The sequence below is a fragment of the Coprococcus eutactus genome, from assembly GCF_001404675.1.
Classification (GTDB): domain Bacteria; phylum Bacillota; class Clostridia; order Lachnospirales; family Lachnospiraceae; genus Coprococcus; species Coprococcus aceti.
Window position 1 is genome coordinate 800,935 of the sequence record NZ_CYXU01000001.1, and the last position, 13,109, is coordinate 814,043.

Consider the following 13,109-nt stretch of genomic DNA (forward strand, 5'->3'; position numbering starts at 1 on the left):
GTTTTCATTGTACAAGAATACAACTATTTAAGTTTAATATTTTTAAGATGTTATGTCAAGTAATATCAGAGACAATATTTCGTATACACTCAGAAACCTTACGCCTGTCAAAGCCCTTGCTGTACATGTATGCATAGACTTTATCACGCTTTTCAGTCAGTTCTTCCACAGTGTATTTTTTTTGTAAAATATATGTTATCCTGTCGCTTTCATCTGATATGTCTGAGTCTTCCACAGCCAGATCGATAATATCCTGGCCTATATGCTTTGCCTGCAATTCAAATCGTATGACACGAATGCCTTTTTTAGCGGAGTTTCTGCGTACATATCCACATGCATACCTGTAATCATCTATATATCCATACGACTTCAGTTTGTCGATGGTCTGATCCACGATCTCTTCGTCGTAATACAGATCCTTAAGCTTCTGCCTGATATCGTATTCACACTTGTCCGAAAACTTTATGGAGTTCACAGCCTTGTTCATGGCACGTTTGAACAGATAGTCCCGTCTGAATTCCTCAAGTTTACTCCATTCTATCTCACCGTCACAGGCAAGATGTAATCTTCGTATATCCGATGCATAGACCGATGAAAAAGGCTCATAGTCCACAAACAGACAAAACCTTTTATCATCGATTTTCCTGATATCAGTGACAGTTGCGATCCTACTCATCTGCTCCATCATCTACAGTGTTCTCGGCAGACTCTCCGGCAACACCAACCGCCTCTCTTACCTTCTGCTCTATCTCATCACAGATAGCTGTATTGTTCTCAAGATATGCCTTCGCATTCTCTCTTCCCTGACCTATCTTATTGCCGTTGTATGCGTACCATGCACCGGACTTATCCACTATGTCGTTCGCAACAGCAAGATCAAGAATATCTCCGACCTTAGATATACCCTTGCCGAACACGATATCGAACTCAGCCTCCTTGAATGGAGGAGCCACCTTGTTCTTAACTATCTTAACTCTTGTTCTGTTACCTACGATCTCACCGCCCTGTCTGAGCGTATCAATTCTTCTTACGTCAAGTCTTACGGAAGCATAGAACTTAAGTGCACGACCACCTGTTGTAACCTCAGGGTTACCGAACACAACTCCAACCTTCTCTCTGAGCTGATTGATAAATATGACAACACAGTTGGTCTTGCTGACAACAGCAGTGAGCTTTCTGAGCGCCTGTGACATAAGTCTGGCATGAAGTCCCATATGCGAATCGCCCATCTCTCCGTCTATCTCTGCCTTTGGTACAAGTGCAGCAACAGAGTCCACGATAACGACATCAACCGCTCCCGATCTGACCATGGTCTCTGTGATCTCAAGAGCCTGCTCTCCGCAGTCAGGCTGTGATATGTAAAGATTGTCTATATCTACACCTATGTTCTTGGCGTATGTCGGATCAAGCGCATGCTCGGCATCTATAAAGCCTGCGATTCCGCCTCTCTTCTGTATCTCAGCAACAATGTGAAGAGCTACCGTCGTCTTACCACTCGACTCAGGTCCGAACACCTCTATGATTCTTCCTCTAGGCACACCGCCAAGTCCAAGTGCTATATCAAGGCTGAGAGATCCTGTAGGGATCACATCTATATTCATATTCGCATTGGAATCGCCAAGCTTCATCACCGAACCCTTACCATACTGCTTCTCTATCTGTGCTATAGCGGCATCCAATGCCTTTCTCTTATCATCAATATTTACATTACCGGAATTATTCGCCATTATATTTTCCTCCTAAACATATGTTCGATTATCTTTTAATATAGTATTAGATTATTGCCACTTTGTCAACCATAAATTGGCTGCCTTCACTTAATTAATCAATATCTGTCTGGTATGTGGGGATCATCGGCATCAGAACAATGCCGCATCTTGAATTTTTCACTTAACATCTTTATGTCCGTCATTATAACACACTTTACAGCCATTAATTATTAAGATAGAATAAACTTTACCGACAAAGGCATTATAAATCGTGACAGGTTATAAAACACGCATTTCAAGGAGGAGCCATGAGCACAGTAGGCATAGTTTGCGAATACAATCCATTTCACAAGGGACACGAATATCAGATACAGCAGGCGAAGCTTCTAACTGGTGTCGAACATGTCATATGCTTTATGAGCGGCAATTTTCTTCAGAGAGGCGTTCCTGCCATAGCAGATAAGCACACAAGAACCGAGATTGCTTTGAGATGCGGTGTAGACGCTGTGTTCGAGATTCCATTTGTATACGCATCATCAAGTGCCAGAGACTATGCACATGCCGCAGTCTGCATGATGAACGCTCTTGATGGCATAGACTATATCTCATTCGGCGCAGAATGTGATGACATGGATCTTCTGCAAAAAATTGCCGAACTCACCGTCAATGAACCGCCACAGGTATCGGAATTCATAAAAAAATCCGTATCTTCGGGCATCTCATATGGATCAGCCAGAGCAGCCGCCATCTCCGAGTATCTGCAGAACCAGAACCTTACCGGTTATACCAGCGCTGATCTTGACCGTATCCTGGCAAGCCCGAACAACATTCTGGCCATAGAGTATATTGCTGCTCTTATACAGACAGACTCCAGGATCAAACCTGTCCCGATCAGAAGGATCTTATCAGAATACAACAGCACTGCCACCGACAACGACATCTGTTCGGCCTCAGCCATACGTGAGCTGCTCCGGTCAGGTGATGTTGAAAGCTTAAGGCGCCACATTCCTGACAGTTGCTACAACATCCTGCAAAACGCGTACAGAAAGTCATTTCCGATGTTCGACGACGACCTGTCTCATCTCCTGTCAGCACGAAGGCTACTTGCTCCGTGCACGGATGACATCGTTGACATGGATAGAGATCTCTGCAACCGTCTCTCCAGGCTTGACACAAGTCTATCCTTTACTGAGACCACAACAGCACTTAAATGCAGGAATTATACTCTCACGCACATTCAGAGAGGTCTGCTGCACACCATCACAGACCTGAGATGTGATGACTATTCCCATTTTAAAGAAAACGGCTGGATAGCCTACATCAAGCTTCTTGGACTAAAAAAAGATGCAGGTGCCGTGATAAAAAGCATGAAAAAGGCTTCGCAGGTACCGATCATAACCCGTTCAGCCGAGATATACAAAAGTACAGATTCCACAGGTCTGTCCATGTTCTCATACGACATAAAAGCCACAGACATATACAGAAACATGGTATACAACAAATACAAAATCAGTATAAAGACCGATTTTGAACAACCTGTCATAGTTATATGACATATTCTTATTTATCATATTTGCTCTATAAAATGAATACAATTGGCATATGAAGAACGTATGTTATATAATTCTAACAGCTTCAATTATAATATTTGCATGTTTAAATTCAGACATCATCAGATCCGGATGCACCCAGGGGTTACAGCTATGGTACTCATCCATTGTACCTATCCTGCTCCCCTTTATGCTGCTGACCGGTGTTATAACCAGCTTTCTCAGATCGATACAAGTATCAAAATGCTGCGCATATGCGATCATCTTTATAATAGGCCTGCTATGCGGTTTTCCCACAGGCACGATCATCATAGCTTTCTTTTACCGAAAGAGGGTCATCTCTGAAAACGTATGTCAGAGCCTACTCCCGATGTGCAACAATATAAGTCCGATGTTTCTTTACAATTACATATACAGGGATCATTTGATGGAATATATATCGTTTGCACGGCTGATCGAGGCTGTATATCTTCCACAGATCATTTATACTGTAATAGCGCTTACTCTGTCATGTATGTCATCCCACCGCTCCAGCACTTCCACGGAGCTGCTTACTGCCGCAACAGTCCAAGTATCATCAGACAACCAGAGCCCCAATTCAGGGAAGCCAGAAAATACGTATTCTGACATAATAAGCAGCTCGGTACACAATATAACTGTGATCGGTGTGTACATGGTCATATTTGCTATTGCAGGAAATCTTATGTGCAGCTACTTTTCAGGCGATGCATGCACCATAATATCCACATATCTGGAGATAGGCGGCGGTGTACCAGTATTATACAGCATGGATATTTCCACAAAAATAAAGACAGCCCTCATTCTCTCACTCACTGCCTTTGGAGGGCTATCCGCCTTGTTCCAAAGCCGTGATATGATAAGAATATCCGGGCTGTCTTTCATCAAATACACAACAGGGAAAATAGTATGTGCCTTCCTGTGTTTCATTTTCTATATGATGTGTCTGTAAATACATCCTGTATCATCTGGCGTGATTACTCGTCGAGGAACTCCTCATCATCCTCATCCTCGTCGTCATATTCTTCATCGTAATCCTCGTCATCATAATCCTCATCGTCAGAGTCGTCTGATGAATACTCTGTCTTGCCGTATACATTGTAATCTGTGTTGTCATCATCAGCAAATGCTGAATCGTCAGCACTTGGCTGTACCTGCTCAGGAACACCGTTGATCTGAGCTATACTTGAATCAAGCTCTGCCATATTGTCTGTAACTCTTGCCGCATTGTCCTCAAGAGACTTAATGAGGTTCTCATAGTTCGCTCTCTCTGCCTGAAGTGTTGCATTTATATACTGGCTTATCTCTGTGAGCTTGTCCTTTGAATAGTACATGGAACCTGCTCTGACTTCCTTGGCATCCGCATTCGCCTCAGCGATGATCTGCTCAGCCTGGCTTCTCGCCATGTCTGTTATCTCATTCGCTCTGATGTTGGCAAGCTCAACTATCTGGCTCTGATCAACCAGTCTGTTTGCCTCTGCAACAGACTCTGTGATGATAGAATCAGCTCTGGCTCTTGCATCCGCAAGTATAGCCTCCTTGTTTCTCATGATCTTCTTACATCTCTCTATCTCATTAGGAAGCTTGAGCTTGAGTTCGCCCACCATCTGCTCCAGATCTTCCTTTGGCACAATAATCTTACTGGATGACAATGGCTGATACTTACAATTGTCAATAAATATCTCTATCTCACTGATCATCTCTTCAATACCTTTTCTTGCCATGTTTTTCTCCTCCTAATAATCTATCCAAAAATTCTTCCTTCGCCTGTCAATCTCTGTCTATCGAATATCGATCTCTCAATGTATCCCTGATCTCCTCCGGGATAAAATCATGTACATCCACACCAAAGCTCGCATATTCCTTGACTACGCTTGAGCTCAGGTACGAATACTCAATACTGGTCGCAAGAAAAACCGTGTCAATATCCGGGGCAACCTTCCTGTTGCTCTGGGCAATCTGTAATTCATACTCAAAATCCGACACAGCCCGAAGACCTCTCACTATGACCTTCACGTCGTTCTGTCTTGCAAAATCCACCAGCAGTCCTCCAAAACCCATAACTTTCACGTTTGGGATATCTGAGACTACATTCTTTAACATATTAACACGTTCTTCCAAAGAAAACAATGGAGATTTTGCGGTATTATTGAGCACCCCGACTATCAGCTCATCAAACATTTCCGCAGATCTCTTAATTATATCCAAATGGCCAAGTGTCACCGGATCAAAACTTCCCGGATAAATAGCTCTACTCATCTTCCAGTCTCCTATATATAAATGTATGTTTATTGGTCTTATATTTCTTCGTCTTATAAAGCTCCAGTCCCAGATCATCAAGATAATCAAAATTCGTGTCAAGATCAGACTCCACAATGACCATTGTGTCATCATCCATCAGAGGTGAACCTGCAAGTCTTTCAAGCACAGCCTTTTCCAGAAGCTTTCCATATGGTGGATCCATAAATATTACGTCAAATGCTTGTCCCTGTCTCTCCAGCATCCCCACTGCCTGAACTGCATCCGCTGACAAGACCTGTGCCCTGTCGGCAAGCTTCGTAAACGCAAGGTTTTTATTGATACACTCCACTGCTTTTCTGCTGTTCTCGACAAATACCGCCATGGCTGCCCCACGGCTGAGCGCCTCTATTCCAATAGCTCCGCTTCCGCTGAACACATCAAGGAACCGGCATCCCGGAATATCATTTGAGAGCATATTAAATAAGGTTTCTTTTATCCTGTCCGTTGTCGGTCTGGTGTCCATCGAATCAATCGTCACCAGCTTCAGACTTCTTGCACTGCCGGCAATAACCCTCATATTCTTCTCCTATCTATATGTACTGTATATCATAAACTTTTCCTGCCAGACATTCTTATACCATGCCTTTTGCCAAATTACAAGAAAAGCTTCCAATCTTCACACTATTTTCCCATTATTCTGTCTCTCACGTATTTTCCGGTGTCAGACAGATCTCCATCGGATAAGCTGCCCGTGGCTGTTGAATCGGACTTTATAAGTGCCGATGTCTCATTCTTGTTACACAGACTCCATGATGAATAGCTGAGATTATTCTCGTTTATAAGCTTGAACCACTCGTCAGATGAATCGTAATCAATACCTCCATTGCCCGATGCATCGCACAGGCTGAACTCACTCACAAATACAGGAAGTCCGTTGTCCAGAGCCGTCTTAACCTTATTTCTCAGGTCATCCTTGTGGGTAGCCGCATAAAAATGCACTGCGTACATGATGTTGTCATAACCGGTTATCGGATCCTGTGACGCAATATCGACATCCTGGCTCCAGTTTGGAGTTCCCACGATTATCAGAGCATCTTTGTCGTTTGCCCTGATGACCGGTATTATGGTCTCGGCATATGACTTGACACTGCTCCACTGGGTTCCACCATTCGGCTCGTTGCAGATCTCATATATGACATTTTCCTGTGCCGCATATTTCTTAGATACCTTGTCAAAGAATTCTTTTGCATCATCTATATGATTATTCGGATCACTATCGCTTAGTATGTGCCAGTCAACTATGACATACATGCCAAGCTCAGTCGCTGCACTAACTCCTTTGTCGACAAGAGCAAGTATCTCGTCCTTATCTCCGCCACTGCAGTATCCGTAGCTGTCTCCTGTATCCGTATACATCGCAAGTCTTATAAGATTTGCACCCCAATCATCCCGCAGAGTCTCAAAGGCTTCCTTATTCACATAATCAGGGAACCATGTGATTCCATGGGTGCTGACACCCTTAAGCTGATATTTGTCTCCATTCATGTCCACTATATCCGTTCCTTTTACCGAAAGTTTTCCATGTGTTTCAAATGGGATCTCTCCCGGAACATTTGTATTGTTTTTCTTCTCAGTGGCAGCGGATTCTGTATTTTTCCCGCCTCCGCTTGTTTCATTGCTGTCGGTCTTCTCAGGCGCTGAAGCTACCATCTTAAGACCATCTCCGCTGTACTGTGTGTCATTTACATACAGCACGTATTTCTCAACGGCGAGGTCATCTGAAGAGAAATTATATCCGAGGTTGATACTGCCCTTAGCCGGTATCTCCTGGGTGTAATCCACGGCCTTTATTGACACTGTTTTGCCTGATATCTTGTACTCTCCGCCCCATATCTGATCTACAGCCGGAGTTCCCTTATATGTAATCTCAAGCTTCCAATCCTTTGCAGACGCAGATGTGTTGTTATATATGTTGATGCTCTCTGTAGCACACTTTTTGCCATCTGCCTCCCACGTTGTATCATGTCCTATCTCAGCATAGAAATCGCCTGCAATATCCAAGGATTGGTCATCCTGTTTTTCTGACGGCTCAGTTGTATCGCCCGTATTGTCAGCACTTTTCACTTCTTCTGTGCCTGCAGAAGTCTCCTGCAGCGTTTCTTTCTTAACGGAATCACCTTTCTTTCCCGAAGCGATCACATATCCCATAACCGCTATAATTATCAGCAAAATGCCAATAATTATTCCCATAACTATCGTTTTCTTATTTTTCATGGTATACCCCCTTTTTTTATTTATAATACAGGCATAGTGTACAGCCTGTCATCCCCTTTATTTATCAGTTTCGCATCTATCTCCTGTCCATAGCGGTCGTATACGTCCTGCGCCGCCCTAAGCATGTCAGCATGATTGTATATATCCCCAACCTTGAACATCAGCTCCCCGCTCTGTCTTATTCCAAAGAAATCGCCCGGGCCCCTCATCTTGAGATCCTCACCGGCTATATAGAAGCCGTCATTTGACTTCTCCAGAACATTCAGTCTCTCCATAGTATCCTTGTCCTTTTTTCCGCTCATGAAAATGCAGTACGACTGGAGATTTCCTCTTCCTACACGTCCCCTGAGCTGATGGAGCTGCGCAAGGCCAAAACGCTCTGCATTCTCCACCATCATAACTGTGGCATTTGGATTGTTTATTCCAACCTCTATGACCGTAGTTGAGACAAGAATGCTTATCTTACCATCTGCAAAATCCTGGAGTATCCTGTTCTTTTCCTCCGCCTTCATCTTACCGTGCAAACATACCACCGAAGTGTCAGCGCCATATCCATCCCTGATGGACTTCTTCAGCTCCTCCGTATACTCGGTCACATTTGCAACATCGTCCAGAACTTCGCTGGCCTCCACCATCGGGCAGACTATATATATCTGATGCCCCTGTGAGACCTCCTTCATGATAAAGCCGAGAGCCGTCTTCCTGTAGCTCTCATCCACAACGCAGTTCTTGATCGGGATTCTTCCCGCCGGGAGCTCATCTATAACTGAAATGTCAAGATCGCCATACATGATGATCGCAAGGGTTCTCGGAATAGGTGTGGCACTCATAACAAGCGTGTGCGGAGCTTCTCCCTTTGACGCAAGTCTCTCGCGCTGCTTTACACCAAATCTGTGCTGCTCATCAGTTACAACGAGCGCCAGCCTTCCATACTCCACCTTGTCCTGTATGAGGGCATGTGTTCCGACCACAACCTGCACATCCATATTCTTGATGCGGCTGTACATCTCTCTTTTCTCTTTCGCTGTCATGGAACCCGTCAGAAGTCCCACAGATATTCCGTATGGCTCAAACAGTGAACTGAGCTCCTTGTAATGCTGAACCGCCAGAACCTCAGTCGGTGCCATGATCACTCCCTGATAGCCACTTGCAGCCACTGCGTATAATCCGGCTGCTGCAACTATGGTTTTTCCTGATCCGACATCCCCCTGAACCAGCCTGTTCATGACATGTTCAGAGCGCATATCGTCAAGCATATCACGCACCGCATTCATCTGCGCCCCAGTAAGCTTGAACCTCAAGTTCTCAATAAACGTCCTGACCTCCTCATCACAGTTTATTATACATGTATTTTCTGCATACACATTGTCGTCTTTTATCCTGTGAAGGTTTGATATAAAGCTGTAAAATTCATCAAATGCCATCCTCTTCACAGCCCCCTTGAGCTTCTGCTCATCCTGAGGAAAATGAATCGAGTGGATAGCCTTTTGTATACCCATAATATGGTACTCATCAAGCACATTGTCATGCAGGTAATCCTCAAGCCTGTCTATGGCTTCCTCTGCGCCTCTCACAGCCTTCTGTATGGTCTTCGAGGTTATACCGGGCGTTACCGTGTACACCGGCTGCCAAACATGCGTAAGTTCGCCGTATTTATCATCAGTGTAGTATTCCGGCTGCGTCATGGTCATCATACCGCCCTTATAAGCCACATTTCCTACAAACACAAACTCCTGACCTATATGAAAGAAATTACGCAAAAAAGGACAATTAAACCAGGTAAGTTTAATTGTCCCAGAGAAATCCTTTGCGTACAATATTACTACGGTCAGTCCATGTACTTTTCTGACCTCCGCACGGCTGTTCACAACAGCCCTCACGGACTGCCTGCTTCCCGCCTGCAGATCTGATATATCCACCGGATCCTCATAGGTGACATATGTCCTGGGGTAATTGAGAAGCAGATCGTTCACCGTCTCTATCCCAAGCCGGGCAAATGCCGACGCAGTCTTGTCACCTATGCCTTTTATTGTCTTTATGGAGTCATTCAATTCCATACATACACCTCTTCACAACGGATCTCACAGATACACAGAAAGTTATTCCACAGATACTATATAATAGTATATCGGCTGTCCGCCATAGTAGCACTGCACATCAACGTCCGGATATGCCTCCTCCACTCTGCCAGCAAGCTTCTGCGCATCCTCCTCAGACACATCAGCACCATTATATATGCTTATAACCTCTGAATCCTCATCGACCGCATCTGCGATCAGTTCAAATGTTACATTCTCTATATCATTTCCAACACTGACAAGCCCCTTATCGCCGATACCCATGATATCGCCCTCCTTGATGGCCTTTCCATCGATTGAGGTATCTCTTACGGAATAAGTTACCTGTCCGCTTTTGACATTCTTGACAGCCGACTTCATGGCAGATCTGTTCTCGTCCACATCGACTGTACTGTCGAATGCGATCATGGCGCTTATGCCCTGAGGAGCATTCGCGGTTGGAATCACAATTATATTCTTATCTTCACACAGAGTTGCCGCCTGATTAGCCGCAAGAACAACATTCTTATTGTTCGGGAGTATAAATATATTCTCGGCATTCACATCATCGATCGCATTGAGCATATCCTCAGTGCTTGGATTCATGGTCTGTCCGCCTTCTATAACACGGTCTGCTCCAAGCTCTTCAAAAAGAGTCTTGAGACCATCACCCATGGATACCGTAATAAATCCATACTTCTTACGAGGCTCCTTATGCTCCTGCTTTCTGTGCTGCCTCTCTTCCTCCTGCTTCTCGGCCTCATCGCGCTCTGCCTGACCGATAACACGCTCATGATGCTCTATCCTCATGTTGTCTATCTTCATATTAGTAAGGTATCCAAGTGTAAGACCCTTTTCAAATGCCTGACCAGGATGGTTGGTATGCACATGTATCTTAACTATATCATCAAGAGATACACATACTATCGAGTCACCTATAGACTCGAGGAAGCTCTTCAGATCATCCTCCTCAGCCTCGCCATATGGCTTCTCAAGATTGATAATAAACTCTGTACAATATCCAAACTTTATATCCGCTGTGGATATGGAATCGTTGCCTGCGCCTGTGGATGTTCTTGCCACATTCACTGTTCCTGTGTTCTTGCTGAGTTCAACTGTAACTCTGCCCATGAGACAGTCGACAGCACCCTTGAGCACCACCATGAGTCCCTGTCCACCTGAATCGACCACGCCGGCTTCCTTCAGAACCGGAAGCATCTCAGGAGTGGAATCAAGAACGGCATCTCCATATTCAATAACCTCGTCACAGAACTGTGCAAGGGACATATCTGCATCAGCACACTCCCTTGCCTTGGACGCCACGCCCTTGGCAACTGTGAGAATCGTTCCCTCCTTAGGCTTCATGACAGCCTTATATGCAGTCTCCACAGCCTTCTGAAAAGCGTCTGCTATAACGTGAACATCTATGGTCCTTGCGTCCTGCACTTTCTTGCTGAAGCCTCTCAAAAGCTGTGACAAAATTACACCTGAGTTACCTCTGGCGCCTCTGAGCGAACCTGTGGACATGGCCTTTGCTATGGACTTCATATCATCAGGTGCCGCCTCAACCTCCTTCACTGCAGACAGGATTGTCAGCGTCATATTAGTTCCTGTATCTCCGTCAGGCACAGGGAACACATTAAGTTCATTGATATATTCCTTGTTCTTATCAAGATTATTGGCACCGGCAATAAATGCTTTCTTCAGTGCAAGCGCATCAATCGTATTACTCACTTTACTCTATCCTCCAAACTAATCAAGTACTTTAACATCTTCAACATAGACATTGATATGGCTGACCTTAAACGACGTAAAATCCTCTACCTTGTACTTTACCGACTGCATAAGATTGTCTGTGACAGCCTTTATACTAACGCCATAAGCAACAACTATGTGCAGCTCAATGACTATATCACCATTCTCATCAAAACGTACATTTACACCCTTAGAAACATTGTCTCTGCGGAGCTGCTTTACAATTCCGTCCTTGACACTGACTATTCCCATTCCTACTATTCCAAAACAGTCAAGGGCTGTAAGTCCTGCAACCTGTGCAACAACACTCTCATCTATACTTACTTTACCGTTATCGCTATTAATATATTCCTTCATACACGACTCCTTTCTAACAAAGTCACCAGTGTTCATCATATCTACCGACTTATAAACACAATTACTCATCAATTATAGCATAAATCTAATTTTATTCTATAGTATTTCTTCATTTCCAATAAAAAATAAATATTTTGCTTGCATATGGAAAAATAATCTGCTATTATATGTCTTGTTGTGAACTTAGGAAGAAAGTTAGTTTATTCATTGAAGGAGGTGCTATTATGGCAAAATGTTCAATTTGTGATAAAGGTGCTCATTTCGGTATCAAAGTGAGCCACTCTCATAGAAGAGCAAACAAGATGTGGAAGTCAAATGTTAAGGCTGTTAAGGCTGTAGTTGATGGTACACCAAAGAAGATCTATGTTTGTACATCTTGCTTAAGATCTGGTAAGGTCGAGCGTGCATAATATTTGCATAATATCACCGATTCAGTTCTGGTATAAATAAGAGTGATGATCCTCAAGGATCATCACTCTTATTTTTTTATCTGCAGGAGAATATATAAGATAACAGCAATAATATAACGATTATGAGAAATTCCACAAATCCACTTATGAAATATCCTATAACCACTCCCACCGCTGTGAAGAAAAACGCAAATCCTGTGAATTTTTTCCAGATAAAAAATCACCACCATAATGATTTATTATCATTATATGTGGTGACTTTTTAATAATGCATTTCCCAACGCACTGAATCTTACTTATATTATATATTCTGATATTTATTATTCTGTGACAGATTCCTCTGACTGTGCGACATCATTTATCGCCTTGTCAACATTCTTCTCTTCCTCTGTCTTGTCCTTCTTGAACAGACCCAAGACCTTATCTACGACCTCTGGGGCCATGTCTATGATCTTTGTTACGGCATCCTGGTTCTTGAGATTTACAAGTCTCGTATTTCCTCCTGAGACGACAAGAACAGCAGACGGGCTCATCTTTGCTCCGATTCCTCCGGCAGCTTTGTTGCCGTCCTGCTTATTGAACGCTCCGGCTGCCATACCAAAATTGACATCTACAAGAGGAATAATGATCGTATCACCGACATACACAGGCTCTCCCACCACCGATTTCGATGATATAAAGCCATCCATTCCCTTAAACATAGAACCAAGTGTTCCCTCAATATTCATATTTGCCATA

14 protein-coding genes are annotated in these 13,109 nt (G+C 43.8%); 3 read left to right on the top strand and 11 right to left on the bottom strand.

Annotated elements, in window-relative coordinates:
• Positions 1-55 precede the first annotated feature (55 nt).
• Together ARA78_RS03510 and recA are read right to left on the bottom strand one after the other, a co-directional pair.
• Positions 56-685, bottom strand: coding sequence for a regulatory protein RecX (locus ARA78_RS03510; protein ID WP_242849649.1), 630 nt, complete (start codon positions 683-685; stop codon positions 56-58).
• Positions 669-1,727 (bottom strand): recombinase RecA, encoded by a 1,059-nt coding sequence (gene recA, locus ARA78_RS03515; protein ID WP_022216537.1) that lies wholly within the window; start codon positions 1,725-1,727, stop codon positions 669-671. Before recA ends, ARA78_RS03510 begins: the two co-directional genes overlap by 17 nt.
• A 290-nt stretch (positions 1,728-2,017) precedes the next feature.
• Between recA and ARA78_RS03520 the strand changes: the two genes are divergently transcribed.
• A complete protein-coding gene (locus ARA78_RS03520; protein WP_055279981.1) occupies positions 2,018-3,262 on the top strand; it encodes a nucleotidyltransferase family protein in 1,245 nt (414 codons plus the stop codon).
• Between the two features lie 63 nt (positions 3,263-3,325).
• Here the strand turns inward: ARA78_RS03520 and ARA78_RS03525 are convergent, their stop codons facing one another.
• On the bottom strand, positions 3,326-3,571 hold the full coding sequence (locus tag ARA78_RS03525) for a hypothetical protein (RefSeq protein WP_133302885.1): 246 nt from the start codon (positions 3,569-3,571) through the stop codon (positions 3,326-3,328).
• 115 nt (positions 3,572-3,686) lie between these two features.
• Between ARA78_RS03525 and ARA78_RS03530 the strand changes: the two genes are divergently transcribed.
• Positions 3,687-4,229, top strand: a complete 543-nt coding sequence (locus tag ARA78_RS03530) for a hypothetical protein (protein ID WP_156329360.1) — start codon at positions 3,687-3,689, stop codon at positions 4,227-4,229.
• Between the two features lie 25 nt (positions 4,230-4,254).
• Here the strand turns inward: ARA78_RS03530 and ARA78_RS03535 are convergent, their stop codons facing one another.
• The 7 genes from ARA78_RS03535 to ARA78_RS03565 form a co-directional block, all read right to left on the bottom strand.
• Positions 4,255-5,001: a hypothetical protein gene (locus tag ARA78_RS03535; protein WP_055279982.1), complete on the bottom strand. Its 747-nt coding sequence runs from the start codon at positions 4,999-5,001 to the stop codon at positions 4,255-4,257.
• A 46-nt stretch (positions 5,002-5,047) separates the two neighbouring features.
• Positions 5,048-5,536 carry a pantetheine-phosphate adenylyltransferase gene (coaD, locus tag ARA78_RS03540; RefSeq protein ID WP_022216541.1) on the bottom strand — a complete coding sequence of 163 codons (489 nt, stop codon included), beginning with the start codon at positions 5,534-5,536 and terminating at the stop codon, positions 5,048-5,050.
• Positions 5,529-6,095 (bottom strand): 16S rRNA (guanine(966)-N(2))-methyltransferase RsmD, encoded by a 567-nt coding sequence (rsmD, locus tag ARA78_RS03545; protein ID WP_055144569.1) that lies wholly within the window; start codon positions 6,093-6,095, stop codon positions 5,529-5,531. The genes coaD and rsmD overlap by 8 nt, the downstream gene beginning before the upstream one ends.
• A gap of 104 nt (positions 6,096-6,199) precedes the next feature.
• Entirely contained in the window at positions 6,200-7,792 is a 1,593-nt protein-coding gene (locus tag ARA78_RS03550) for a cellulase family glycosylhydrolase (protein WP_055279983.1), read from the bottom strand.
• A gap of 20 nt (positions 7,793-7,812) precedes the next feature.
• Positions 7,813-9,849, bottom strand: coding sequence for an ATP-dependent DNA helicase RecG (gene recG / locus ARA78_RS03555; protein ID WP_055279984.1), 2,037 nt, complete (start codon positions 9,847-9,849; stop codon positions 7,813-7,815).
• A 42-nt stretch (positions 9,850-9,891) separates the two neighbouring features.
• Positions 9,892-11,583, bottom strand: coding sequence for a DAK2 domain-containing protein (locus tag ARA78_RS03560; RefSeq protein ID WP_055144575.1), 1,692 nt, complete (start codon positions 11,581-11,583; stop codon positions 9,892-9,894).
• 18 nt (positions 11,584-11,601) lie between these two features.
• Complete coding sequence (locus tag ARA78_RS03565) at positions 11,602-11,961, bottom strand: Asp23/Gls24 family envelope stress response protein (RefSeq protein ID WP_015534873.1); 360 nt, start codon at positions 11,959-11,961, stop codon at positions 11,602-11,604.
• A 224-nt stretch (positions 11,962-12,185) separates the two neighbouring features.
• Here ARA78_RS03565 and rpmB point away from each other — a divergent pair, with 224 nt between their 5' ends.
• Positions 12,186-12,371: a 50S ribosomal protein L28 gene (gene rpmB / locus ARA78_RS03570; RefSeq protein WP_022059057.1), complete on the top strand. Its 186-nt coding sequence runs from the start codon at positions 12,186-12,188 to the stop codon at positions 12,369-12,371.
• 320 nt (positions 12,372-12,691) lie between these two features.
• On the opposite strand, the gene ARA78_RS03575 is transcribed toward rpmB, so the two are convergent.
• On the bottom strand, positions 12,692-13,108 hold the full coding sequence (locus tag ARA78_RS03575) for a GerW family sporulation protein (RefSeq protein ID WP_022216546.1): 417 nt from the start codon (positions 13,106-13,108) through the stop codon (positions 12,692-12,694).
• Between the last annotated feature and the right edge of the window lies 1 nt (position 13,109).

Bases quoted from the DNA above. Each gene is read 5' to 3' on its own strand.
- ARA78_RS03510 (WP_242849649.1), bottom strand. From the start codon at position 685: ATGGAGCAGATGAGTAGGATCGCAACTGTCACTGATATCAGGAAAATC.
- coaD (WP_022216541.1), bottom strand. From the start codon at position 5,536: ATGAGTAGAGCTATTTATCCGGGAAGTTTTGATCCGGTGACACTTGGC.
- ARA78_RS03520 (WP_055279981.1), top strand. From the start codon at position 2,018: ATGAGCACAGTAGGCATAGTTTGCGAATACAATCCATTTCACAAGGGA.
- rsmD (WP_055144569.1), bottom strand. From the start codon at position 6,095: ATGAGGGTTATTGCCGGCAGTGCAAGAAGTCTGAAGCTGGTGACGATT.
- recA (WP_022216537.1), bottom strand. From the start codon at position 1,727: ATGGCGAATAATTCCGGTAATGTAAATATTGATGATAAGAGAAAGGCA.
- rpmB (WP_022059057.1), top strand. From the start codon at position 12,186: ATGGCAAAATGTTCAATTTGTGATAAAGGTGCTCATTTCGGTATCAAA.
- ARA78_RS03565 (WP_015534873.1), bottom strand. From the start codon at position 11,961: ATGAAGGAATATATTAATAGCGATAACGGTAAAGTAAGTATAGATGAG.
- ARA78_RS03530 (WP_156329360.1), top strand. From the start codon at position 3,687: ATGGAATATATATCGTTTGCACGGCTGATCGAGGCTGTATATCTTCCA.
- ARA78_RS03525 (WP_133302885.1), bottom strand. From the start codon at position 3,571: ATGATGATCGTGCCTGTGGGAAAACCGCATAGCAGGCCTATTATAAAG.
- recG (WP_055279984.1), bottom strand. From the start codon at position 9,849: ATGGAATTGAATGACTCCATAAAGACAATAAAAGGCATAGGTGACAAG.
- ARA78_RS03575 (WP_022216546.1), bottom strand. From the start codon at position 13,108: ATGGCAAATATGAATATTGAGGGAACACTTGGTTCTATGTTTAAGGGA.
- ARA78_RS03550 (WP_055279983.1), bottom strand. From the start codon at position 7,792: ATGAAAAATAAGAAAACGATAGTTATGGGAATAATTATTGGCATTTTG.
- ARA78_RS03535 (WP_055279982.1), bottom strand. From the start codon at position 5,001: ATGGCAAGAAAAGGTATTGAAGAGATGATCAGTGAGATAGAGATATTT.